The 23,493-nt window shown below is 71.9% G+C and carries 22 protein-coding genes, 2 tRNA genes and 1 pseudogene; 10 read left to right on the top strand and 15 right to left on the bottom strand.

Annotated features, from left to right (window positions below; translation table 11 throughout):
* Positions 1 to 145 precede the first annotated feature (145 nt).
* The 4 genes from ACOQFB_RS04155 to ACOQFB_RS04140 all read left to right on the top strand — a co-directional run bounded on the left by ACOQFB_RS04155 (position 146) and on the right by ACOQFB_RS04140 (position 1,732).
* Entirely contained in the window at positions 146 to 313 is a 168-nt protein-coding gene (locus ACOQFB_RS04155; RefSeq protein ID WP_421608724.1) for a helix-turn-helix domain-containing protein, read from the top strand.
* A 554-nt stretch (positions 314 to 867) separates the two neighbouring features.
* A complete protein-coding gene (locus tag ACOQFB_RS04150; protein WP_421608723.1) occupies positions 868 to 1,122 on the top strand; it encodes a hypothetical protein in 255 nt (84 codons plus the stop codon).
* 240 nt (positions 1,123 to 1,362) lie between these two features.
* The gene (locus ACOQFB_RS04145; RefSeq protein ID WP_421608722.1) at positions 1,363 to 1,533 is read left to right on the top strand and encodes a hypothetical protein; all 171 of its coding nucleotides are present in this window, start codon (positions 1,363 to 1,365) and stop codon (positions 1,531 to 1,533) included.
* 52 nt (positions 1,534 to 1,585) lie between these two features.
* Positions 1,586 to 1,732, top strand: a complete 147-nt coding sequence (locus tag ACOQFB_RS04140; protein WP_421608721.1) for a hypothetical protein — start codon at positions 1,586 to 1,588, stop codon at positions 1,730 to 1,732.
* A gap of 11 nt (positions 1,733 to 1,743) precedes the next feature.
* On the opposite strand, the gene ACOQFB_RS04135 is transcribed toward ACOQFB_RS04140, so the two are convergent.
* Entirely contained in the window at positions 1,744 to 4,644 is a 2,901-nt protein-coding gene (locus ACOQFB_RS04135) for a DNA methyltransferase (protein WP_421608720.1), read from the bottom strand.
* 109 nt (positions 4,645 to 4,753) lie between these two features.
* Between ACOQFB_RS04135 and ACOQFB_RS04130 the strand changes: the two genes are divergently transcribed.
* The gene (locus ACOQFB_RS04130) at positions 4,754 to 5,413 is read left to right on the top strand and encodes a recombinase family protein (protein WP_421608719.1); all 660 of its coding nucleotides are present in this window, start codon (positions 4,754 to 4,756) and stop codon (positions 5,411 to 5,413) included.
* Positions 5,414 to 5,453: 40 nt separating this feature from the next.
* Here ACOQFB_RS04130 and ACOQFB_RS04125 read toward each other — a convergent pair whose 3' ends face one another.
* The 5 genes from ACOQFB_RS04125 to ACOQFB_RS04105 form a co-directional block, all read right to left on the bottom strand.
* On the bottom strand, positions 5,454 to 6,746 hold the full coding sequence (locus tag ACOQFB_RS04125; protein ID WP_421608718.1) for an ATP-binding protein: 1,293 nt from the start codon (positions 6,744 to 6,746) through the stop codon (positions 5,454 to 5,456).
* 134 nt (positions 6,747 to 6,880) lie between these two features.
* Entirely contained in the window at positions 6,881 to 7,441 is a 561-nt protein-coding gene (locus tag ACOQFB_RS04120; protein WP_421608717.1) for a hypothetical protein, read from the bottom strand.
* Positions 7,442 to 7,742: 301 nt separating this feature from the next.
* Positions 7,743 to 7,816, bottom strand: a tRNA-Pro gene (locus tag ACOQFB_RS04115).
* Positions 7,817 to 8,203: 387 nt separating this feature from the next.
* Positions 8,204 to 9,523 (bottom strand): aminopeptidase P N-terminal domain-containing protein, encoded by a 1,320-nt coding sequence (locus tag ACOQFB_RS04110; protein ID WP_421608716.1) that lies wholly within the window; start codon positions 9,521 to 9,523, stop codon positions 8,204 to 8,206.
* Between the two features lie 101 nt (positions 9,524 to 9,624).
* Positions 9,625 to 11,391: a M61 family metallopeptidase gene (locus ACOQFB_RS04105; protein WP_421608715.1), complete on the bottom strand. Its 1,767-nt coding sequence runs from the start codon at positions 11,389 to 11,391 to the stop codon at positions 9,625 to 9,627.
* 77 nt (positions 11,392 to 11,468) lie between these two features.
* Between ACOQFB_RS04105 and ACOQFB_RS04100 the strand changes: the two genes are divergently transcribed.
* The 3 genes from ACOQFB_RS04100 (at position 11,469) to kdd (ending at position 16,944) form a co-directional block, all read left to right on the top strand.
* Positions 11,469 to 14,834 (top strand): ATP-binding protein, encoded by a 3,366-nt coding sequence (locus tag ACOQFB_RS04100; RefSeq protein WP_421608714.1) that lies wholly within the window; start codon positions 11,469 to 11,471, stop codon positions 14,832 to 14,834.
* A gap of 214 nt (positions 14,835 to 15,048) precedes the next feature.
* Positions 15,049 to 15,858 (top strand): hypothetical protein, encoded by an 810-nt coding sequence (locus ACOQFB_RS04095; protein WP_421608713.1) that lies wholly within the window; start codon positions 15,049 to 15,051, stop codon positions 15,856 to 15,858.
* Between the two features lie 63 nt (positions 15,859 to 15,921).
* Positions 15,922 to 16,944: an L-erythro-3,5-diaminohexanoate dehydrogenase gene (kdd, locus tag ACOQFB_RS04090; protein WP_421608712.1), complete on the top strand. Its 1,023-nt coding sequence runs from the start codon at positions 15,922 to 15,924 to the stop codon at positions 16,942 to 16,944.
* Here the strand turns inward: kdd and ACOQFB_RS04085 are convergent.
* Positions 16,941 to 17,825, bottom strand: a complete 885-nt coding sequence (locus ACOQFB_RS04085; protein WP_421608711.1) for a hypothetical protein — start codon at positions 17,823 to 17,825, stop codon at positions 16,941 to 16,943. The two genes, kdd and ACOQFB_RS04085, sit on opposite strands and share 4 nt — an antisense overlap.
* Positions 17,826 to 18,008: 183 nt before the next feature.
* On the opposite strand from ACOQFB_RS04085, the gene ACOQFB_RS04080 reads away from it, so the two are divergent.
* Positions 18,009 to 18,094, top strand: a tRNA-Leu gene (locus ACOQFB_RS04080).
* Between the two features lie 187 nt (positions 18,095 to 18,281).
* Here the strand turns inward: ACOQFB_RS04080 and ACOQFB_RS04075 are convergent.
* Positions 18,282 to 18,716 (bottom strand): annotated as a pseudogene (locus ACOQFB_RS04075) (hypothetical protein); the annotation flags it as partial.
* On the opposite strand from ACOQFB_RS04075, the gene ACOQFB_RS04070 reads away from it, so the two are divergent.
* The gene (locus ACOQFB_RS04070; RefSeq protein ID WP_494492464.1) at positions 18,646 to 19,107 is read left to right on the top strand and encodes a hypothetical protein; all 462 of its coding nucleotides are present in this window, start codon (positions 18,646 to 18,648) and stop codon (positions 19,105 to 19,107) included. The pseudogene ACOQFB_RS04075 and the gene ACOQFB_RS04070 sit on opposite strands and share 71 nt — an antisense overlap.
* Before the next feature lie 251 nt (positions 19,108 to 19,358).
* Here the strand turns inward: ACOQFB_RS04070 and ACOQFB_RS04065 are convergent, their stop codons facing one another.
* From ACOQFB_RS04065 to ACOQFB_RS04035, 7 genes are all read right to left on the bottom strand, one after another.
* A complete protein-coding gene (locus ACOQFB_RS04065; RefSeq protein ID WP_421608709.1) occupies positions 19,359 to 19,553 on the bottom strand; it encodes a helix-turn-helix domain-containing protein in 195 nt (64 codons plus the stop codon).
* Positions 19,550 to 20,161, bottom strand: coding sequence for a hypothetical protein (locus tag ACOQFB_RS04060; protein WP_421608708.1), 612 nt, complete (start codon positions 20,159 to 20,161; stop codon positions 19,550 to 19,552). Before ACOQFB_RS04060 ends, ACOQFB_RS04065 begins: the two co-directional genes overlap by 4 nt.
* Before the next feature lie 76 nt (positions 20,162 to 20,237).
* The gene (locus ACOQFB_RS04055) at positions 20,238 to 20,789 is read right to left on the bottom strand and encodes a hypothetical protein (protein WP_421608707.1); all 552 of its coding nucleotides are present in this window, start codon (positions 20,787 to 20,789) and stop codon (positions 20,238 to 20,240) included.
* Between the two features lie 105 nt (positions 20,790 to 20,894).
* Positions 20,895 to 21,098, bottom strand: coding sequence for a hypothetical protein (locus tag ACOQFB_RS04050; protein ID WP_421608706.1), 204 nt, complete (start codon positions 21,096 to 21,098; stop codon positions 20,895 to 20,897).
* 40 nt (positions 21,099 to 21,138) lie between these two features.
* A complete protein-coding gene (locus tag ACOQFB_RS04045; protein ID WP_421608705.1) occupies positions 21,139 to 21,711 on the bottom strand; it encodes a hypothetical protein in 573 nt (190 codons plus the stop codon).
* A 61-nt stretch (positions 21,712 to 21,772) separates the two neighbouring features.
* On the bottom strand, positions 21,773 to 21,937 hold the full coding sequence (locus ACOQFB_RS04040; RefSeq protein ID WP_421608704.1) for a sigma factor-like helix-turn-helix DNA-binding protein: 165 nt from the start codon (positions 21,935 to 21,937) through the stop codon (positions 21,773 to 21,775).
* Positions 21,938 to 22,073: 136 nt separating this feature from the next.
* Positions 22,074 to 23,438 (bottom strand): ATP-dependent Clp protease proteolytic subunit, encoded by a 1,365-nt coding sequence (locus tag ACOQFB_RS04035; RefSeq protein ID WP_421608703.1) that lies wholly within the window; start codon positions 23,436 to 23,438, stop codon positions 22,074 to 22,076.
* Positions 23,439 to 23,493 lie beyond the last annotated feature (55 nt).

The following is a 23,493-nucleotide window of genomic DNA, read 5'->3' as shown; positions in this document are numbered from 1 at the left end:
GGTCGCACCGAAGAGCACGGTCTCGCAAGCTCGCGTAACTCCTCGGCGGTCACCTGCGGCGCACGCGGAAGGGACGGCACCGCGTAGCACCACGGCGACGGAGCGGGGTGCGGCATGGGGTGCGGCCCTGAACGCACTCTCTGTCGTGGAGCCGCTCCTGACGATGCGCGAGGTCGCGGGCATGCTCGCGGTCAGCCGTGCTACTGCGTACCGGCTTACCGCCGAAGGCGAGCTGCCGTTCGTTCGCATCTCTGGTTCCATCCGGGTTCGGAAAACCGACTTCGACGCATTCTTGCTGCGGGTGCGGTCGTGATGCCGCCCCGGAGTGCCGCTCCGAGCGCCTCCGCGGCCGTGCCGCACGCGATCTGCGCCCCACCACGACCGGAAGGCGGGGCCAGTCGGAGCGCGCGCGCGTGCGCCCGCTGCGGCCGTTCGGTTCCTCGAACCGCTCGGGGTCGCATCAGGCGCGGCGCCCGGTACTGCGGTGCCGAGTGCCGCCGCCGCGCGACCGTGGAGCGGCGCAGGGCCGAGCGCATCGCTCTACGCGGGGCGCTCGCCGCCGCCCGTGCTGCGCTCGACAGAGCCGAGCAGGCAGCCCGCGGCCTCGGTCTCCTGCCCGACGCACCGCGGTCAGGAGATCGCGAGTGACGCCCGCAGCCTCACCGAGTTCGGCTGTTCGCCAGTGTTCGCCGATGTTCACCGTTAGCGGCGCTTTTCGCCGCGCGGGCGGCATCGCCCCCCACCGCGCAACGGCGGTCGCGCACGGCGCAACACGGTTTCCCGGAACAGCGAAGGCTCGGAGCGAACAAGGGGAGCCCGTCCTTGAGTAGCGTACCGCCCGACCTTCTCGTCGCTCTAACGGAGGCAGTGCGCGCCGAGCGCCGGTGGCGCGCCTTCATCCGAGTCGGGCGCCGACAGCACCGGAAGGCGCTCGCCCGCACGACGGCGCTCGTTGTCCGCATCCGGGAACGCGGCGTCACGCTCACGGCCATCGCCGCGAAGATCGCGAGGGCCCTCCGGCTCACTCCGACGGTCGAGCGACGGCGGCTGTACGCCGCGCGCCTGCGCAAGCGGATCGAGCGGACACCGGGTCACGCCGATCTGCGGCGCGGCACTACCTGAGTGCGCCCATCGGCACGAGCGTCTTGCTCGGAACGGAGGGCGCATGTCTCGGCTGGTGAGGCGCACGACGACGGTCGAGGAGTACGAGCGGGAGGACGAACGCAGCCCCTCACCGCTCGGTTCTCTCCGCGTTCCCGTTTCCGAGGAGCCGCTCGACCCGCTCGAACTGCGGTCGCTGTTCGAGGAAGCCCCCACTCCGCCGCGACACTCGCGGCGCACCGCCCGCACAAGGAGGAAATAATGGCCCCCAGACTGGTCCGCAGAGTCACCGAGACGTTCGAGGACAACGACCTCGGCCCGGAGGAAGAGGCCGACGAGGAGCTTCTCGAAGAGGAGTTCGAGAACGACGGCGAGGAGGAGCCCCGAGTCACGCGCCGGATCACGAAGCGCACTACGACGCGCAAGGGGTGATCCGAGGGCGAAGAAGACGAAGCCGACGATGAGCCGCGCGTGCCTCACGCGCGTGGAAGACGGAGAGGACGCCATCGTGGTGCGCGTCGAGGTCTCCACCGACGACGAAGAGCAAGCGCGGCGCATCGCGCGCGAGTTCGGGAAGGTGATCGCCGCGGAGGACGCCGTCGGGCGCTGCCGCGAGAAGGTCTACGGCTGATTCGCGACGAATCAGTCCACGCGGAGACAGTCGCCGCTCACGAAGACGGAGCGATCCTTCACATCGGGCGGCAGTCCGGGACCGACGATTGCTCTTCCTTGCGCCTCGCGCTTCGCAAGCTCGTGGTTCAGTGCGAGCAGGGATCCAAGCACTGGCTTCTTCGTGCTGAACCCGTAGGCCCCCATCACGGCGGCATCAAGACGCTCTTGCGCGTCTTTTAGGTCATTCCTGCCAGGCTGCTCTGCAAGCTGGTACAGCCTGCGCAGCCCGTAGCCGCCTGACTTCATCAGCTTTCGCCGGACTTCGCGAAGCGCCACTCCGGCAGAAGCGACAGCCTTCACATGCGCAAGCGAAGGGTGCTGCGGCCAGGGGAAAGAGTCGAAGACGGTGTCGGACGTGTACCTGAACCGTTCTTCGAGGGTAGAGCAACGGGCAGTGAACCACTGCCAGTGAATGCCAGACTGCAAGATCCCGAACGTGTAGTCGTCGTCGAACGGGAAGACTTGCAGCGCATCGCTCGGTCGAATCGCTGTCTCGACAAACTCGAAGATCGGGCGCTTCGTTACACGCGAACACGCGACGTAGCGCGGAAGCGCTGCAAGTACGTTCACAAGCTCAGCGCGAGCGTACGACAGCACCCACCACTTGCTCAGGAAGTTCGCATGGTGCCTGTTGACGCGGGCACCTGGGTTGTCTCTCAACGCCTCCGCGTTACGGGCGTCCTCCTTCGCCTTTGCCTCTTCCCTGTCCGGGAGGACCTCTCGCTTCACGCGCTGAAAAAGCGAGGCATACTTCTGCGCCTCGAAGATGCTCAACCCGTGGAAGTCGATCACGTACCGTGTTGGCTGCCCGCTATCGAGCAGATCGTCGCCGATGAGGAACGGATAAAGGACCGCACGGAAAGCGGGCTTCCCCTTCAGCAACTCCCGCGCTTCCGGCGCAGGCATCAAGAAGCCGTCGTGGCCCTGCGTCTGCCCCTGCGCGCACAGTCCGTCTTTCGCACACGCCTTGAGCGTGTCGGCAGAAGCGACGTCGATCCGGTCCTTCAGGGCGGAGTTGATCTCATCGAGTTCCGTGATCGTCCACTCACCATTTTCTGCCTGCGCCCACAACTTCTTGCGACCACGGGCGTCACCCTTGACCCAGTTCACGATTGAGACGTGGACGGCAGCGTCGCCCGACCACGCCTGCGTCGAGACTGCCTCGGTGATCGTTCCGCCATTTCGCAGGATGTAGTCGAGCCCTCCCTCGCGCGACTCGTTTTCACGAATCGTATTCGTTCCGACCAGTCCTGCTCGGCAGCCCGCCCTCAGTTGGTCATGTGCCTTGCGGAAAAAGTAGACACAGTAGTCTGCACGGCCGGGAACATCTGGGAACGCGGCGCGAACGCGGTTCAGGTACTTCCGCCCGAACTCGCGCTGCGCCTTGTTCTTAGACTGGTACGGCGGGTTCCCGATGACCGCATCGACAGAAGGCCACTTGGCGAACAGCGCATCGTCGCAACGCACGTTACCGTCGAGGTTCTCTAGCGGCAGCGCCGGGTCGATCTCAAGTAGGCCCTGAGCGTCCCCGAGTGCCTCCTGCGTCTCAACAATCGCCAATTCCTTCGCAAGCAACAGAGTCACCTTGGCAAGCTCGACCGCGAAGGGCAGCACGTCGAAGCCGTGGAACTGCTTGACGCTGAGATGCCCCGCTCCGATGGACTTCGCGCGCTTGCCCGAGAACTCCTGGTGAATCCTCGTTACAAGGTCGGTCTCGACCCTCTTCAACTCACGGTACGCGACGTAGAGGAAGTTTCCGCTACCGCATGCCGGATCGAGGACCTGGTACTTCAGCAGGTCCTTTCGTAGTGCCACCAGTGCTTCGAGCGTCTTGGCCGCCGCCAGGCGCTCTCTCCACGGAGCAACGACGGTGGGAAGCACCACCTTCAGGATGTCCGACTCACTCGTGAAGTGAGCGCCGTACGCGTGCCGCTGCGCCTTTCCGAGACTGGCTTGAAAGATAGACCCAAAGATCGCGGGACTGACCTTCGACCAGTCCTGAAGAGATGCCTCCCGAAGCGCGTGTAGCTCGGCCGAGGTGAGCTTGATCGGCTCGACGCGGGCGAACAAACCACCGTTGAAATACTGCACCTTCTGAAACCGGCCGCTCGGCGCAGGGATCCGGCTGTTCATCTGTGTGAACAGTTCGCCCATTAGCTGAAACGCGCGCTCGGACGGCGATTTGCTCTCGACGCTCTCCTGCAAGACGCGCGTGAACAACTCCGGAGGGAGGAGCCTAAGATCCTCCGCGAAGAGCGCGACGAGGCTCTGCAAGACGAGCCGCTGCGCTGACTCCTGCGGAACGCGCCGCTTGACTAAGCTGTTGAAAACCTGAGCGAGAGAGTCTGCGGCGGCCTGGGTTACTGCAAGTCGATTCAGTTCGAAGACTGGCTCATCGTACTCAGGCCGAAGAAACGCCAGCGCTGCACTCCGCTGCGGCAACTCCGCAAGGGAGACGATGTCCATCGGCTCTTCGACCATCCGCTCGAAGTCGTAGATCCAGAACTCGTCAAAGTTGCAGAGGACTGCCCAGCGCGGGCGATTGGGGACAAGGTGCGCCCAGTAGTGGAACACCTGCTCATAGTGGCGTTCGAGCTTCACGCCACCGGCCTTCATTTCGATCACGACGCGCGGCTTCCAGACGAGATCCGCGAACGTCGTGCTCTTCTTCTTCTTCCCCTTGACCGTACCCTTGACGCGCTCCTCGAAGTGCGCGCCAGCTTCCGCAACCCCCTTGTGCCCGAACGCTTGGAACAGCCGCTCAAGGAACAACTGCGCCTCTGACTTCTCGTCGCCGCGGAGGTTGGCCTTCACCCACCCGACAAACTCCTGAAGAGGATTCGGCGTCGCCTGGTTGTGCGCAGTGGTCATCGGGTTGCTCCGGTCTCGGTCGCCCGGCGACTCTACACCCACTCCCTGACAGTGACGCATTCCGGGCTAAGGTTGCCTTTGGCGTGCTCGGGACTCAGCGTCCCTTCTGATGCGCTCAAAGCAGACCGCCGTGGCTGCGGCGTACATCCGTGTTTCGGGTCGCGCGCAGGACCACGCGAGCCAGCGGTCCGCGCTCGAACGCGCATCCAAGGCCCGGGGCGACAAGATCGCGTTCTGGTACGCCGAGAAGAAGAGCGCCCGGACCTTGGCGCGACCCGAGCTTCAGCGCCTCCGCGAAGACGCGCGGCGCGGCTTGTTTCGTCGCCTGTACGTGTTCCGGCTGGATCGCCTCGCCAGAAGTGGCGTTCGGGACACTTTCGAAATCATCGAAGAGATGCGGGCGAGCGGCGTCGAAGTCGTCAGCATCGCCGACGGGTTCTCACTCGACGGGCCTGCCGCCGAAGTGATCCTCGCGGTGATCTCGTGGGCGGCGAAGATGGAGCGCCTTGCGCTACTCGACCGGATCGAAGCTGCCCGGGAGCGCCTCGCAAGCGAAGGGCGAGCGTGGGGGCGGCCGACGCGCGTATCGCCCGCGGAGCATCGAACGATCCAAACCCTCGCTGCCGCGGGGCGGACGGTTCGCGAGATCGCCGTGGCAGTGAAGATTCCGCGCTCGACCGTGGCGCGTGCCCTGTCCCGAAAGCTCCCCCCGCTGACGCGCTCCGGTTCTGGCCGAGAACGCCGTCTCAGCGGGGGGCGCACCGAGTAGATCCTTCCGGGATGCGACCCGACGGCTGTTCACCGGTGCGTCACTGACCAGCCTCTAGGCGGCTTGCGTACTCTGGCGGGCGAGCGAGAACGTAGGCTCGGAACAGCGAATCCTTGAAGCGGTAATAGCGATCCCGCACCTTCACAAGTTCAGCCCCGTACTCATCCGTTACGAGGTTGCCGACGTACTGACTCGGGTTCTCAACCCCGACTCTAAACGCGACGGGATAAGCATCGCTGGTCCACACTTCTCCGCCTTTCTCCGTTTCAGCCATCGCCCGGAGCACGGCTTCGCGTTGCGGCGACGACGCGATTGCGCGCTTGTAGCGAGCCTCAAGCACCGGGTCAGCGCGTGATGCCGCGATGAGACGCAGGGTAGCATCGATGTCGTCTGTGGTGATGCGCGTCCGCTTGTCTTTCCAGGCCGCACGAAGCGAGTGCTTCCCAACAAGATGAACCATGTACGGATGTCCCTGCGCGAGCGCGACGAGCCGCGCCTTGGCCGCGTCCTCGAACGAGATCTCATGGTCGATGGACGCTTCCGCGATCCCGATAACCTCCGCAAGTTCCGTGTCCGTCATGCTAGGCAGGTTGATCACACCGCCAGCGAAGAGGCGGTCCGCGGACTGATGCTCATTCATCAAAGCGTAGAGGTCGTGCGCAACACCGACGATGCAGAACCGGACGTGCGGCACGTTGGTCGCGAGCGATTTGAGGACCGAGGCGAATCCAGACGGATCGCGGATCTGGTCGAATTCATCGACGACGACAAGGATCCCATTCTTCGCGAGATCCTTCTTCACCATCGCAGACACGACGTTCGTGAACACCGTCGTCACGTCGGCTGATGGTGCCGCGCTATGCGCCTCCGTTTCGGTGGACTTTTCACCGCCAAGCTCGACGCCGATGCCGAACAACCCGGCGCTGAACTTGGGCGAGTAGCCCTCAACGATCTTCTTCGCTTCGGGTACGTGGTAGATCCACCCGGCGAGACAGTCATGCGACGTGAGCAGCCGCGTGAGAAGGTGGTCGATGCTGAGAGTGTCTTTCCCGCACGCGAGATAGAAACTCAGGAAGTCGAGCGACGCGTCCGCCCTGATGCCGTGCCTCACAAGCAGGTCAGTCTTTCCGGCGGAGATCGCGATCACTTGCCGCGCCAGCGACGACTTGCCGATGCCGCGATTCCCGACGATGGCGATGTTCGCGCCCTCCGAAACGAGCGCGAGGTATGCCTGCTCGACCTGTGGGGCGCGCCCCGCGAACCGCGCGGGGTCAGTGATCTCCCGCGCGGGCAGAAAGGCGTTCTCGATGCGGTCCACGGTAAGCGGGGGCATGCCTGCATCATACCGCGCCCGGGTCCGATGGGACTTCCGTCGTGACAATGGACGGCCGCGCCCGAAGGGCGCGGCCGTCCACTTCGTCACCTAGGCCCTGAGCACCGTATCGGCATCGGCGGTTCGGCAGAGTACTAGGGCTGGCGCCGCACCGCCGTTACCCGTTCCGCCCTCGGCCGCCCTCGCGGCCTCCTCGAACCCGCGCGGCGGATCTCCTCTGCGAGGCGCCTCTCCGAGATACGTGCTGCGCGAGCAAGCAAGCGTACTGCGCTCCGAGCAGGACCGCCCGCCCCCGGCTCCAACGCGCGGATGTCGTCGGGACCGCACACCGCGTCGAACCCGACTTGCGTGAGCATCGCGTTCACCGCCCGCACGAAACCACCGACGAACTCCCCGCGGGCACGTCTCGCCAGGAGTTCCGAGTGCTCCCGAATGTTGCGCGCGCTGTCCCGCATGAACTCTTCCACGGGCTTTCGCTCCTGTACCGCCTTCAGGACCCGCTCGCGCATTCCGCGGGTGGTCTCGAACTTGCGCGCTTCGGTCGCAACGCTCCGCAGCAGGCGTTCCGCCTCTCGGCGGAGGACTCCGTCCGACGCTTCGCTCGGCCGCTGAATGAGATCGAGCGCGACCGCCCGAATCACCTCGGCCGCCCGGACGCCCTCCGCAGCGCGGCGCCGCTCGTCGGGCGTGAGCACCGCCCTGTTGAAGGCAGGCGTCTCGCATGCGACGGTCCAGCGGGTCCTTCGGCACAGCGACCCCCGGATCACGACGGAGACCTACGGCCACCTCGACGTGGAGGACATGCGCGCCGCGCTCGCGCGCCTGCCGTTCGGGTCCGAGGCGATCCCGGCCGACGAGGTCGCAGAGCGCGCCGCCGAAAGCCGCGTGCTTCTCGCCGCCGGGCAGGGTGCGGCAGTGGGTGCGGGGCACGAGCCAGAACAGAAAAACGCCGCTGGTCCGAAGGCGAAAGCCGAAGGATCCAGCGGCGTTAGTGAGTCGGGGAGACAGGATTTGAACCTGCGACCCCTTGGTCCCGAACCAAGTGCTCTACCAGGCTGAGCCACTCCCCGATGCTGCAGGACGCCGGTGCTTCACCAGGGCCTCGGGAGGGCCTCGGTCCGACGTAAGGCCGCGTATCTACTGGACGGCCGAGAGGGTGTCAAGGGGCTTCTCCGCGGCGGGGACAGAAAAGCCCGGGGGTGTTGAAAGGCCTGCGTGGGAAGCGTTTCGGGCGCCCGAACCTGCGCCTCCGCTCACCGTTCGACAGGCTCAGGGTGAGCGGGGAGAGGACGGGCCGCTCGCGTTCGCTCACCCTTCGACGGGCTCAGGGTGAGCGGGGAGAGGACGGACCGTACGCGTCCGCTCACCCTTCGACGGGGCTCAGGGTGAGCGGCGGGAGAGGCGACAGAGCGCGGGAGACGCGCTGGTGAGCTGAACGGGGACGACCAGGCCCTCCCCTACCTCACGCAGACCGCCTCCATCTCGGCGATCTCCTTCGGCACGGCCTCGGTCAGGTTCGCATGGCCGTCCGGGGTGACGAGCACGTCGTCCTCGATGCGGATGCCGACGCCGCGCAGCGCTTCGGGGGCGGTGTCGTCGTCCTCGGCGACGTACAGGCCGGGCTCGATGGTCAGCACCATGCCGGGCACGAGGGGGCGCGACTTGCCGTCCAGGTAGTAGTCGCCGACGTCGTGCACGTCCATGCCGAGCCAGTGGCTGGTGCGGTGCATGTAGTACCGGCGGTACGACTTGTCGGCGATGCGCTCGTCCACGCTCCCCTTCAGCAGGCCGATCCCGATGAGGCCGTCGGTCAGCTCGCGGACGGTCTGGTCGTGGATGGCGTCGAGCGTGAGGCCGGGCTTCACCGACGCCACGGCGCGCTTCTGCACCTCGAGGCAGAGCGAGTACAGCTCGGCCTGCGCGGGGGAGAACTCGCCGGACACGGGGAACGTGCGGGTCACGTCGGCCGTGTACCACTGGTACTCGCCGCCGGCGTCCACCAGGCACACGTCGCCGTCCTTCAGCACGGCGTCGCCGGCGCGGTAGTGGAGGATGGTCGAGTTCACGCCGGCGGCCACGATGGTCCCGTAGCCGGGGCCGCTCCCGCCGCGGCGGCGGAACGCGTACTCGATCTCCGACTGCACCTGGTACTCGCGGCGGCCGGGCAGGCCGTCGCGCATCGCGGCCATGTGCGCCTCGGCGCTGATCTCGGCGGCGCGGCGGAGCTTCGCGATCTCGTCGGGCGTCTTCACGAGGCGCAGCTCGTGGACGATGCGGCCGGGATCGACCACCGCCTCGGGCGGCATCTTGCCGAGCCGGGCGGCGCCGCGCAGGTCGGTCAGGATGCGCGAGAGCCGCGCGTCCCAGGCGGCGTCGAAGCCGATGCGGTACCAGAGCGTCCGCGCCCCCTCGACGAGCCGGGGCAGCTTCTCGTCCAGCTCGGAGACGACGTACGCCTCGTCGGCGCCGTACTGCTCCTTCGCGCCCTCCACGCCGGCGCGCCGCCCGGTCCAGATCTCCTTCTCGCGATCCCGCGGCCGCACGAACAGCACCAGCTTCCGCTCGCCGCCGCGCGCGAGCAGCACAGCGCAGCCGGTGGGCTCGTCGAGGCCGATCGCCCACGCGTAGTCGGAGTCCTGGCGGAACAGGTACTCGGAGTCGTGGTTGCGGACCTTCTCGTCGGCGGCGGGGAGCACCATCACGCCGCCGCCTCGCTTCTCCATCTCCTCGAAGACGCGGGCGCGGCGGGCGGCGTGGATGCTGAGGTCGTGGGCCATGGCGGACCCTTATAACCCAGCCCCCGCAGGCAGGCTCGGGCCGTGATCAGGGCACGGCCGGCCGGGGCGCGGCGCCCCGGCGGGCGGCGGTCATGACGGCGTCAGCGCGCCGGGAACGGCACGCCGGCCCAGGCCTCGAACGCGGTCTTCTGCGCGGGCGACGGCGTCGCGGCGGGCTCGAGCCAGACGGTGTCCTCGGGCGCCTTCCCGAGCGTCACCGGCACCTCGACCAGCTCGTCGCGGCGGAACACGGTGAGCCTGAGCGCCCCGCCCTCCCCCACCTCGCAGAGCCGGTTCCACAGCGCGCCGGCGTCCACGCGGAACCCGTCCTCGGCGACGACCTCGTCCTCGGGGTAGAGCCCGGCGCGCCAGGCGGGGCTGCCCTCGCGCACGCTCCGCACCGCGAGCTTGGGCGAGGTCGCGAGGTCCGCGCCGAGCCAGCCGGCGGGGGGCCGGCCGTTCTCGGGGATCCCGGCGTCGCCAGGCTTCCCGGGCGTGCCGCCCTTGTCCTCGAAGCCGCTCGCGGCGCGCCGCCGCAGCCCGAGGCCGACGAGGTCGAGATCGGCCTCGAGCGGCGCGGTCCCGCGGACGTAGCGGTCGAAGAACGCGCGCGCGGGCGCCTCGCCGAGCAGCTCCGCGGCGACCCGCTCCACGCCGTCCTCGGGCACCCCGCCGTCGGCGAAGCGCGCGTACAGCGTCCGCAGCAGCGCGTCGAGCGAGTGCCCGGCGCGGCGCAGCGCGAGGTCGAGCGCGAGCGCCACCAGCTCGCCCTTCAGGTAGTAGGAGATGGCGCTGTTGGGCGAGTTCTCGTCGGGCCGGTAGTGCTTCACCCAGGCGAGGAAGCTCGCCTCCTCCACGCTCATCTTCCCGGCGCCGGGCGTGCGCTCGAGGCTGGTGAGCGCCTGGCCCAGGTTCTCGAGCCACTTCCTCGGCGCGAGGATCCCGGCGCGCACGAGCGCGAGCTGCTCGTAGTAGCTGGTCGCGCCCTCGAACCACCACAGCAGGCGCGTGTACTGCTCCTGCCCGTAGTCGAACGGCGTGAACGCCGCGGGGCGGAGCCGCTTCACGTTCCACAGGTGGAAGTACTCGTGCGAGAAGAGCCCGAGCGTCTCGACGTACGCGTCGCGCGGGAAGAAGCCGCTCCGCGCCACGTTCAGCGTGGTGGAGCGCGCGTGCTCGAGCCCGCCGCGCCGCTTGTCCGTGACGTGCACGATGAAGAGGTAGCGGTCGTAGGGCAGCTCGCCGCCCATGAGCTTCCCGTGCGCCTCCACGATGCGCCGCGCGTCCTCGGCGAGCCGCTCCCCGTCCACGTGGCCGCGCCCCCACAGCGCGATCTGGTGCGGCTTCCCGAGCGCCTCGAACCGGACCAGCCGGTGCGTGCCGATCTCCACCGGCGAGTCGGCCAGCTCGTCGTAGTCGCGCGCGGTGAACCTGGTGGGGCCGCCCTCGAGCGCGGTGGCGACCGACCAGCCGGCGGGCGGCGCGACCTCGAGGACGTGCGGCTCCCGCTCGCGCCCGGGGACCCACGGGAACACGGCGGCGCCGTTCAGGTAGCCGTGCGTGCCGTCGAGGTGGCAGGTCCGCACCGTCAGCTCGTTCGCGTAGACGCGGTAGCGGAGCACGAGGTGCGTCGCCTCGCCGCAGGCCACTCGGACCCGGTGCTTGTCGAGCCGCTCGACGGCGAGCGCCCGCCCGCTCCCGTCCTCGGCGGCGAGCCCCTCCACGTGCCGCGCGTACTCGCGGACGAGGTAGCTGCCGGGCGTCCAGACCGGGAAGCGCAGCTCGGCGGTGGGGCCGGGACGGTCGAGGTGGACCTCGACGTGGAACAGGTGGCCGTGCGGCTCGGGCATCGAGAGTCGGTAGTGCATGCGGCCGGCAAATGTAGCCCGGGATCAAGTCCGCCGCGGGGGCTTCTTGGTAGGTTGCCCCGGGGGGAGACGCGGCGATGGAAACCCAGGTCCATCGAGGCGGAGCCCGGCCCGGCGAGCCTGCATCGCCGCTGCTGCGGCTCTACCTGCTCGGACGGTTCGAGGTGGTCCGGGAGGACGCGCCCATCCCCGCGCACGCCTGGCGCCGCCGCCGCCCGGCCGACCTCCTCCGCCTGGTCGCGCTCACCCCGGGCCGCGCGCTCGGCCGCGACCAGACCATCGACGCGCTCTGGCCGGACAAGGACCCGGCCAGCGGCGCCAACAACCTGCACCGCGCCCTCTACGACCTGCGCCAGATCCTGGGCGGGCGCTGGGTGGACATCGAGCGCGGCCAGGTGCGGATGCGGCCGGACGTCTGGGTGGACGTGGACGCGTTCGAGCAGGCCATCGCCGACGGCGGGCGCGAGCGGCTCGCGGAGGCGGTCTCGCTCTACCGCGGCGACCTCTGCCCGGGCGACCGCGACGCGCCCTGGCTCTCGGCCCGCCGCGCGGTGCTGCGCGCGCGCTTCGTGGAGGCCGCCTACCCGCTCGCCCACGCGCACGCGGAGGCGGGCGCGCCCGCCCAGGCCATCCCGCTGCTGCGGCGGCTGCTCGAGGTGGACCCGGCCGCGGAGGACGCGCACCGCCAGCTCATGCGCCTGCTCGCCGAGACCGGGCGGCGCGCGGAGGCGCTGCGCCAGTACGACGCCTGCGAGGGGGCGCTCCGCACCGCGGGCGTGGCGGTGTCCGACGACACGCGGCTCCTGCGCCAGGCGATCCAGCGCGGCGAGGTGGGCCACCCGCAGGCGCGCCCGGCGCTCGACGGCGTGCGGCGCGCGGCGCGCCGCCTGCTCGGCACGGTGGACCCGCCGCCGGTGCGCGGGCGCGGCGCCATCTTGCTGCTGTTCGAGTCGCTGGTGGAGCGGGGCAGCGGCACGCTGGTGCTGCTGGGCGAGCGCGGCGTGGGGAAGACGCGGCTCGCGGTGGAGGGCGCGCGCATCGCGCAGTCCCGCGGCGCGGTGGTGCTCTCGGGCGTGGCCGGCGCGCAGGGCGCGGGCGTGCCGTACGGCCTGTTCGCGGACCTCTTCCGCGAGGAGTGCCGGCTCGCCCCGGCCGTCCCCGACCCGTTCGCCGACGCGAACTTCGACGGCCGGGCCTCGGCGGAGGCGGTGCGCCTGCGGGTGTTCGACGGCGTGATCCGCGGCCTGGCCGCGCTGGGCGAGGGCCGGCCGGTCTACCTCCTGCTGGACGAGCTGCACGACGCCGACGAGTCCTCGCTCAACCTGCTCCACCACCTCGCGCTCCGCGCCGCCGCCCAGCGGCTCATGATCGTCGGCACCTGCCGCGAGGACCGCATCCACGCGGGCACGCCCATCCAGATGGCGCTCTCGCACCTCGACGGCGGCCGGCTGGCGCGCGGCATCCGCGTGCCGCGGCTGGGCCTGGTCGCGACGCGCGAGCAGGTGGCCGACCTGGTGGGCGGGATCCCGCCGGACGCGCTGGTCGAGCAGGTGTACCGGGTCACCGACGGCTGCCCGTTCCTGGTGGAGGAGGCGGTGCGGGCGCAGCGCGAGACCGGGCACCAGGTCCCCGCGGAGCCGCGGGCGGGCCTTCGCGCGCGCGTGGCGCGGCTCGGGCCGCGGGTGGAGGTGCTGCTCGCGGCCGCCGCCGTGGCCGGGCAGCGGTTCGACTTCGAGCTGGTGCGCCCGGTCACCGGTCTCACCGCGCACGAGGCGGTGGGCGCGCTGGAGGCGTGCCTCGAGCACGGGCTGCTCGACGAGGACGGCAGCGGGTACCACTTCCACCACGGGCTGGTGCGCGACGCGATCCTGGACGGGCTGGAGCCGGCGCGGCGCGCGGCCCTGCACGGCGCGCTCGCCGACGCGCTGGAGGCGAGCGCCGGGCACGAGCCGCCCTCGGAGGCGCTGGCGCGCCACCGCCGCGAGGCCGGCCAGCCGGAGCGGGCCCTGCGCCACCTCGTCGCCGCCGGGCACCGCGCCGCCGCCCGGGCCGGACTGCGCGAGGCGGTCGCGTTCTACGCGGAGGCCCTGGAGCTGCTGGCCGGGCAGGCGAGCCCGGATCCGGCGCAGCGGCTCGAGCTGCTCGAGGCCATGGGCCGGGTGCAGCTCGAGCTGGGCGAGGTGTCCGGCGCGGCGCGCAGCTTCGGCGACGCGGCCCTGCTCGCCGGCGCGGGCGGAGCAGAAGGCGCCGACCGGCCCGACGTGCGCGCGCGGAGCCACCGGCTCGCGGCCATCGCGCACGCGGCCGCCGGGCGGATCGACGCGGCGCTGGCGGAGGTGGCAGCGGGGCTGGGGCCCGCGGGCGACGAGCCGGCGCCGCTCCTCCACCTGCGCGCCCAGCTCGACTGGCACCGCGGCGCGTACGCCGAGGCGCGCGAGTCCGCCCGCGCCTGCGCCGAGGCCGCCGCCCGGTCCGGCGACGCGGACCTGCTCGCCCGCAGCCACGACCTCTCGGCGCTGGCGCGCGGCATGCTCGGGGAGGCCTCCACGCCGGAGGACGAGTCGGACGCGGTGGGCGTGGCCGAGCGGCGCGCGCAGGACGCCGCCCCGGAGCACCCGCTCGACCTGCACCTCGTCCTCTGGGACCGCGACCTGCTCGGCGACCTGGGCTGCGCCGAGCTGGCGCGCGGCGCGGGGCTGCTGGTGGACCGGGCCCGGCTGCGCGACGCCCCGGAGGCGCAGGCCTCCGGCCGGCTCGGCGAGGGCACGTTCGCGCTCGCCGCCGGCCAGCCCGAGGCGGCCGAGCTCGCCATCCGCGCGGCGCTGGACGGGTTCCGGTCGGCGGGCTCGGCGCTGGGCGAGGCGCTCGCGCTCGAGCGGCTGGGCGTGCTGCTCACCGTGCTCGGGCACCTCGAGGAGGCGCGCACGGTGCTGGGCGAGGCGGTGGTGGTGGCGGAGCGCGCCTCGCTGCGCCGCCACGCGCTCACCCGCATCCACGCCGCCGAGGTGCGCCACCGGCTCGCGTCGGGCCTCACCGCGGCGGCGGAGGACGCGCTCCACGAGGCGAGCGAGACCGCCGCCCGCCACGGCGACTGCCTGGCCTGCGACGCGGCGTTCCGCCCGGAGGCGGTGCGCGTGGCGCTGGCGCGCGGCCGGATCCCCGACGCCGACCTCGAGGTGCTCTCGCTCGAGGAGATCGCGCGGCAGCGCGGGGGCCGGGGCCTCGCGGCGGTGGCGCGGCTGGCGCGCGCGCGGGTGCTCGCGGGACAGGGGCGCACCGGCGACGCGCGCGCGGCGCTGGCGCAGGCGCGGGCCGCGTTCCTCGCCGGCGGCCAGCGCTACGACGCCGCGCGCTGCGTGCGGCTCGAGGCGCGGCTCGGCGGCGTGGTGCCGGACGACCTGAAGGCGCTCGACGCGCTGGTGCGGGTGGACGCGGACGCGTAGTCGCGGCGCGCGCTCGCGCGCCGCCGTCGCCCGCGGCCCGGAAAGCGCTCGGCCCCAGCGGAATTGACCCGGATCAAGCGCGCCAGCGCCCTTGACGCCGGCGCTCCGAACATGAGAATGATTCTCAACTTCATCGCTCACGGGCCAGCCGCCGTCCGCCAGCCCAGCCAGAGCCCAGGTCCGCAGCATGGCCGTCCCGCACCTCGCGGCCGCAGTGACAGCCCTCCTCCTCGCCTCCGCGGCCCGCGCCCAGGAGCCGGCGCCGCCTTCGCCCGCGCCGGATCACGGCAAGGTGGCCACCGACGACGCCACGCCGGCCGGCGCGGGGACGCGCGAGCTGGAGCTCGGCTATCTCCCCTCCGTGACGCACCACGGCGGCGGCCGCTTCGAGCGGGCCGCGCACGCGCACGTGAACGCGTTCTCGGTCACCGCGCTCTACGGCGTCACCGGCGACCTCGACCTGAAGGTCACGGGCGGCTTCGCGCACGCGATGGATCGCTCGGATCCGTCGGCCGCGACGCGCGGCTCGGGCCTCACCGACCTCACCGTCGCCACGCGCTGGCGCCTCCTCGCCTCGGCCCGCCGTGCGCTCGACGTCATGCTCACCACCGCCGTCGTCGCGCCCATCGGGCACGAGGCGGCGACCGGGTCGCTGGGGCTGACGCAGGGCTTCTGGAGCGCCCGCAACGCGCTCGTCGCCTCGAAGGACTGGGGCCGCCTGACCGGCAACGCCGAGCTGGCGCTCACGGTGCCGCTGGGCGGCGGCGCCGGCGGCTTCCGCTCGGTCACCTGCGCCAACCTCGCGGCCGGGTACGCGGTGCTGCCCTGGCTGCAGCCGCTCGTCGAGGCGAACTACGACCTCACCCGGAGCGCCACCACCGCGCAGCGGGTCGCGGTGACCGCGGGCGTGAACCTGGCCGGCAGCGGCGGCACGCGCCTGCTGGCCGGCGTCCAGCGCGCGGTGTGGGGCCGGAACGTCGTCGAGTCCACGAGCGGCCTGGTGGCGTTCAAGACCGGCTTCTAGCCGCGCCCGGCGCTCCGTCGCGGGCCTCGACGCGCCGTGGCCGGCCCCTTAAGCTGCGCCGCCATGGATCCCTACGGCCTGCGCCGCGTCGTCTCCCCCGCGGGCGTGCTCCCCCAGCGCGCCGACGTCCTCGACCCGGCGCTGCCGCTCGGGGAGGACGAGCTGTCGATCGCGGTGGAGGCGCTCAACGTGGACGCCGCCAGCTTCCGCCAGCTCGAGGGCGCGGTGGGCGGCGATCCCGGCCGCATCGGCGACGAGGTGCTCCGCCTCGTCCGCGCGCGCGGCAAGATGCACAACCCGGTCACCGGCTCGGGCGGCATGCTCATCGGCCGCGTCCGCGCGGTGGGCCCGCGCCACCCGGCGGCGGCCGCGCTGCGCCGGGGCGACCGGATCGCGACGCTCGTCTCGCTGACGCTCACCCCGCTCCGCATCGACCGCGTCCGCGCGGTGCGGCCGGAGATCGACCGGGTCGAGTGCGACGGCGAGGCGATCCTGTTCGCGACCGGCCTGTGGGCGCGGCTGCCGGACGACCTCCCCGAGACGCTGGCGCTCGCCGCGCTCGACGTGTGCGGCGCGCCCGCGCTGGTGGCGCGGCACGTGCGCCCGGGCATGCGCGTGCTGGTGCTGGGCGCGGGGAAGTCCGGGGCGCTCGTCGCGGTCCAGGCGCGCGCCTCGATGGGCGGCGACGGCGCGGTGGTGCTGGCGGACCGATCCGAGCAGGCGCTCGACGCGCTCGGCGCGCTGGGGGTCGCCGACGCCCGGCTGCGGGTGGACGCCACCGATCCGCTGGCGGTGCTCGCCGCGGCCGAGGGCGCCGGCGGGCGCTTCGACCTGGTGGTGAACTGCGCCAGCGTCCCCGGCACCGAGATGGCGGCCATCCTCGCCGCGAAGGACGGGGGGACGGTGATCTTCTTCTCGATGGCGACCAGCTTCACCGCCGCCGCGCTGGGGGCGGAGGGCGTGGGCAAGGACGTCACCATGCTGGTCGGCAACGGCTACGCCCCCGGCCACGCCGACCTCACCCTCGAGCTCCTCCGCCGCCACCCGCGGCTGCGCGCGCTGTTCGAGCAGCGCTACGCGCGCTAGTAGAGGAAGTCCCAGACCGTCGGGACGTTCGCCTCCACCTGCCCGTCCGCGTCGTCGTCCACGGCAAGGTTCACCGCGCCGCCGCTCGCCAGGTGCACCGCGACGCGGGTGCCGTCGGCCGCGGTGACCGTCAGCTCGCCCGTGCCCGGCGGGTCCGGCTCGATCCAGGCGATGCTCCCGGTGACCGCCACGGATAGCGCGCCGTCGATCCCGGTGATGGTGAACGTCGCCGTGTCGCCGCCGGTGGTGAGCGTCGCGCCGCCGGCGAGCGTCGCCTCGCTGTGCACCGAGTACGCCGTCAGCCGCAGCTCGGCCGTTGCGCCGCCGGCGGTCAACGCCAGGACGAGCGGGGTGCCCGGCTCGGCCTCGGCATGGTGCGAGACGATCCCGGCAGACGCCTCGCGCTCGCAGCGGAGCGCGCCCGTGACGTGCGCGGTCACGGTCGTCTCGGACATGGTGAAGTCGAGCGCCGAGACGTGCAGGTCGAGCGTGTAGGCGGCGCCCGCGGGATCCCCCGTGACCCCGGCCACGGTGGCCGTCGCCGCGCCGCGCATCAGGCCCTTCTCGTCCACGCAGTCGTTGAACGCGATCGCGAACACGTGCCCGGCCGCGACCGGGAGGCCCGGCGTGACCGTCACCGTGATGCAGGGCGGGAACGGCTCGTTCGCGATCCGGCCGACCACGAGGTCCGCCAGCAGCTCGCCCAGGCTGGGCGCCGTGTCGAGCGCGTTCACCGCGAGCCCCGCGACGTCGATCGCGTTCTCGGCGTTGATGATGGGTCCGCCGCCGTCGTGATCGTCGCCGCCTCCCGAGCACGCGGCCACCGTCAGCAGGACGGCAGCGGCCGCGCTCCGGATCACCCCCATGGAGCGGAACGTCATATGCGCCCCCTCCTCTCCCCCGGCAGGATGAGCGTACGCCGCGCGGCTGGACCCCGCGTCCGGGCTGCCGTGGTCCCCCGCTCCGGCCGCGGCCATCCGCCGCCGCCCCGAGCACGGGTCCGCTGGCGCGGTAGCCCGCCCGCGGTATCATCCCGCCGCCGCGCGGCGCGCGGCCGTCGTCACGGGGCCGTGGCGAAACTGGCAGACGCGGGAGACTTAAAATCTCCGGCCGCGGAAGCGGCGTCCCGGTTCGAGTCCGGGCGGCCCTACTCTTTGAAACGCCGTCGCCGCAGGGGCGAGAACGCGGGGGGAGCCGAGCCCGGGCACCGGTTGCAGCCCTGGTGCAGCCCGCGGAACATCGAAGGCCCGGGCGACCACGCCGCCGAGCAGGTCCTCGGCGAGGTGCGTGTAACGAGCGGTCATGCGCGGGTCGGAGTGCGCGAGCAGCGCCTGCCCCGCGCCCGTCCCGCCCGCCGCAACCACCGCGGTGCCGAACGAGTGCCTCAGGTCGTGGAAGCGGACCTTCCGCGGCACGGGCCGCGCGTAGACGCTGTCGTGGCCGCAGCGCGGGCAGGCGTCCGGAACCGGCGGCGGCTGCACCCCGCCCCGCTCCTCGGTCCAGCCGCACGCCGTGCGGCGCCGGCAGCGGAGCTCGTGCCCGGTGACCAGCCCGGCCCGGCCGCAGGCGCGGCGGAGCATCTTCACCAGGTTCGGGAGGCGCTTCGTCCGGTCCCACGCGAAGAGGTACGGCCCCGGCGTCGCGAGCTGGCGCTCGAGGTCCGCCACCAGGTCGCCGTGGATGGGGAGGCGGCGGGCCTTCTTGCCCTTCGAGATCGTCGCGTTGATGACCTGGTGCTCGAGGTCGATGTCGGCCTTCCGGAGGCCGAACACGTCGCCGCGGCGTAGCCCGGTGAAGAACGCCACCTTCGCCACGGTCCGCCAGCGCTCGAAGATGTGCGGCTCGAGCAGGGGCCACTCGGCCGGCGTGATCACCTGGATGGTCTTCTCCGCGGGCCGCAGCTGGCGCGCCTCCGTCACCGGGTTCGGCCGGCCCTCCCACGGCCCGCCCTGCACCCGCGCCGCCTCGAAGATCGCGTTCAGGTGGCCGCGGAGGTGCTTCACGCTCTTCTCGCTGAGCTCGCCCAGCTTCGCGCCCAAGAGGCGGTCGACGGCGGCCGTGGTGACGTCCACCGCCGGCATCCGGCGCAGGCGCACCAGGTGGCTCGAGCACCACGCGACGAACGTGGGCGAGCGCAGCCCGGCGCCGCGGGTGGTCTCGTAGAAGTCCTCGAGGTCGCCGAACGTGATGCCGGCGCTCGAGCCCCGCGGCCGCGGCGCGAGGCCGGCGCGCTGCCGCTCGGCGAGGTCCTCGAGCTCGGCCAGGAGCCGGCGCGCCTCGCCGCGCAGCGCGATGATGGAGAGCGGGCGCCCGTCTGCGCGGCGCTTCTTCACGGTCCGCTGCCGCTTCCGGCCAGCGCCGTCCACCCACTGCACCACGATCCGCTCGCCGCGCTCGAGGATGGTGCCCATGCCCTACTCCTCCGCCGCGTCCAGGTACCGGCGGACGACCTCCGGCCGCCAACGGTACAGCGCGCCCAGCTTCACCGCCGGCAGCTTGCCGAGGCGGCGGAGCTTGTAGACCAGCTCGACCGAGCACGCGAGGTGCGCTGCGACCTGCTCGGCCGTGAGCAGGGGTGCGCCCAGCGCAGTGGCGGTCGTCCCGCTCATGCCTTCGCACCCGAGCCAGCCGCGGCCGTGCCGATCAGCTCGGCGCGAAGGGCATCGCGGTCGATCTCGAGCTCTGCTCGCACGTCGAGGACGGCGCCCGCGAGCGTGGTCGTCAGGCCGGCGGCGAGCTGCAGCAGCATCGCTCCGCGCCCGTCATCCCCGGCGACGATCGACGCGCCCTGCACCTCGACCATCACGTGCTGCGGGTCAAGCCTGCGGACTGCACCGTGCCGGAGCTCCGTGAGCGCTTCGAGCACGCGCAGCACCTGAGCGGACGCATCGAGCCCCTCGAGCAGGGCCAACGCCACGAACAGCCGGCGCGCCCCGCCGAGCTCGCCGGGGAGGAAGCCGAGGACCTCGATCACCTGCAGGCAGCGAGGCCCCATCCCGCCGCTGCCGCGGCCGCCCTGCTTCCTCTGCCCTCCGCCGGGGCCCTCGTTGGGCGGCGCGAAGCCGGCCGCCGCGAGCGCCGCGCGGGCGCGCTTCGCCGCGAGCCCGCGAACGACCCCGCCGGCCAGGAGTTTGTCGAGACTGCGCCGGTCGCACGGAGCCGCGGCGGCGATCGAACGCTTCGTCGTCCTGTCGAGCACTCGGAACATGGTGGACATGCCGCGCATCATGCGCGCGGCGGCTCGGGGGTCGGGCGGAGAACCCATCTCCGCGGGCGGAGAACTAGACTCCGCCCTACTCCGCATCTCCGGTTCCCCGCTTCCTGGGACGCAGCTGGGCCCTGAACGCCTTCTCCCTACGCCACGCGCGCCACTCCCGCTCCGCACTCCCGCGAGATCGGGTGGGCAGCCCCGCGGCCTTGAGGCACGCGGCGGTGTTGGTCTGCCGGTGCGCGGCCGCCGCGAGCGCGAAGGCTGCATCCTCCAACCGCTCGCCGTACACCGGCCACAGCAGCCGGAATCGGCGCAGGGCTTCGGGGGCAGCGCATCGACCTGCCCTGACGTCGTCCAGTGCGTCGAGAAGAGCGAACGACGCGAGCTTCTCAACGGAGTGCCCCGTCACGCCGGCCAGCGCGTCGTGTGCCAGCAGGATGGCGACTTCGACCGCACGGGCGTCGGCCCTGACATCGAGCAGGGTGTTCTGCGCGCGCCGGACCAGGCGCAGCACGGAGTGCGCCGAGTTGAGCGCCATCCTCCGCCTTGCGTCGATCCCAACCGCCTTGCGCACGCCGTCGACGAGTTCGAGCCCGGCGAGGGTCGCAACTGCGCTGTGCCGATCGACCGGCATGGTGCGCCTCCCCAGGCGCTCCCCGAGAAGGAGGCGCAGGGGCAGGCCGCCGGGGGGAGGCGGCTCTTCGGGCTGCAGACCCTAGCCCCACGCCGTGCTGCTACTTCACCTGCCGCGCCGCTTCATCCACGAGCCGACGATCTCGCGCACCAGCGCGCTGACGTCCGGCCGGAGCCGGCGACCTCCCTCGGCGCGCTTGAACGCCTCGCTTCGCAGGGCGTCCACCTGCCCTGGATCGAGGCTGATCATCACCTTCAGGCGGCCCTCGGGCGGTCGGCCCTTCGTCTTCGGCGGGGGGACGGTCGGCATGGGTTTCAGCATACCAGCCACCCCCCACCCCACGCCGCCCCTACGCCCCGCGGACTCCCCAGCCCGCGCGCCGCGCCACGGCGACCACGTCCGAGCACGCACACGCCTGCGCCGCGCAGCACGGATGGCTCCAGTCCCCATCGTCCACGTCCCAGCTCGGCGCCGAGGGCGAGACCGCGCAGATCATCCGACCCAGCACGTCGTCGCCCTCGACCTCGTACCCCGCCCGCACCACTTCGACACCGAAGCGCTCCGCGCACGCGCCCTCGAGCCGATCCAGCGCCGCCTGCTTCGCGCGCTCCTCCCCCGCGGATCCCGGCGCGACGACGACGGACGCGCGGAGGTCGCCCTTCTCGAAGCGCGGGCGGAGCTCCTCGGCGAACCGCTCGACCTCGGCGAGGTAGGCCGGCCGGAACTGCGCGAGGACCGACTCCTCCGCCGCCTTCATCGCCTCGACCGCGACCGGCCACGACTGGACGGCTCCGCCCGCCGCGAGGCGCGCGCGGCCGCTGGCCGCCGCCGCTGCGCCCGGCGCAGTCACCACCGCAGCGCCCACGCCCACGGTCGTCAGGAAGCTGCGCCGCGTCAACTTCGCCATGCTGTTCGTCGTCATGTCTCCGTCTCCCCAGTCGTCCGATTATCGGACTGCTGGAATGCTAGACGGCTCATGGCTCCTACGTCAAGAGCTGGCGCAGCGTCCTGCCTCCGGCCTCCTGCAGCTTCTCCAGCGCGGCCACCTCGATCTGCCGAACGCGCTCCCGCGTGACGCCCAGGATCTTCCCGACCTCGTCGAGCGTGAGCGGGCCGCGGTCGGCCACGTCGAGCGCGCAGGTTTCCACGTCCTCGGGGCGCGCGCGCCGGCTCGTCTCCACGCCCAGGTGGAACCTGCAGCGGACATGCGGGCAGGGACGAGGTCCGCTCACGCACTCCGCTCGCGTCCTGGGCATCGCCATCCGGACCGCCTCGGCGGGCCTCCTACTGCCACGGCCAGCGCCACGTGGGCGAGCCGTTGAAGAACGTGACCGAGATGTCGAACCAGGGGGCGCTCGCGCCGAGGCCTGGCCAGTCCACGCTCTCGCACACCGTCTGCAGCCCGAGCATCTCGTCCCAGTAGGCCCGCATCCGCCAGAGCTCCACGTCGAACCAGACGTCCGTCCCGTTCGATCCGCGGTTCAGGTGGCCCGAGCGCAGCTCGTACGCGTACCCGGCCGTCACGCCGTCGATGCGGGTAGCGTGCACGACTGCGTCGTTGAATCCGGCTGCTCCCGCCCCCGTACCCCAGATCCGGAGCTGCTTGTTCGTGGCGTTCCACGTCCCGAGCGTCAGCCCGGAGCTGGTGAGCGTCCACGCGCCGGACGCGTACGTGAGCCGGCGCCCGATTACCTGGCGCTGGTTCGCGAACCACGTGTCGCGGATGAGCGTCTGCCCGATCTGGAAGTTGGCTGGCGCGACCTTCAGCGCGGTGCCGTAGCTGTCCAGCTTCGCACCTGCGGTCGGGTTCCCGCTCGCGTCTTGGGCGTAGTTCGCCGTTTCGAGGGCGTCGCCAGTGAGCTTGTTCGCGGAGATGGTGCACTGCGCGTCGACCGCGGGTCGCATCCCCTGCCCGGCATGCGGGCCAAGCACCCTCGCGCGCAGCCCCCGGCGTACCCGAAGCATCGCGGACCGCAGGGTCTCGAAGCGGATCGCGGGCTCGGCCACCATGCGCGTGAACGCGCGGGCTCCCTCGAGATCGGAGATCGCGTCCGCCCAGCACCACTCGAGCGCGACGTCCGGCTCGAGCGTCTTCACGTCCCAGAGGCCCTTCGCCGGGTTGAACTGGCAGGCCAGGGCGTCGTCGATCGCGCGCGGGGGGATCGCGCTCCGCTCGAGCGCCGTCGCCCTCGTCACCTCGTTGTGCGCGAGGCGGATGCGCTCGAGCTCTTCGGCCGGCCGCCCGCTTCCGCCCATGATGACCGCGCTGTGCAGCACGAACACCGACTCACGGTTCATGAGCACGTAGTCTCCGGCGAGCGCGATGTGCGCCGCCGAGCTCGCCGCCATGCCCTCGAGGTACACGACGACCTTGCCGCCCCGATCCGAGATCCGCCGGAGCGCCGCGTAGACCTGGTCCGCGGCCGAGCTGCTGCCGCCCTCGCAGTTGGAGATCGTGAGCAGGAGCGCGCGCGCCCCGGCCGCCGCGTGGCGCTCGATTTCCCTCACGAGATCGGCTCCGACGTGCACCTTCTCGGGCCCGTAGGACTCGCCGCCGTGGTGGTCGAAGCTGTAGCCTCCCGGCGGCGGCTGCGCGTCCATGATCTTGAGGCGGGTGATGGCGATCTCGGCCCAGGTTCCGGTCTGCATGATGTGACCCCCCAGAGAAGATCCGCGGGCGGGGCGGGGTGAGCGCCTGGGGGAG

The organism is Anaeromyxobacter sp. Red801, from assembly GCF_049201065.2.
GTDB lineage: Bacteria > Myxococcota > Myxococcia > Myxococcales > Anaeromyxobacteraceae > Anaeromyxobacter.
The sequence above is the reverse complement of the archived record's forward strand: the minus strand, read 5'-3'. Positions and strand labels throughout refer to the sequence as shown.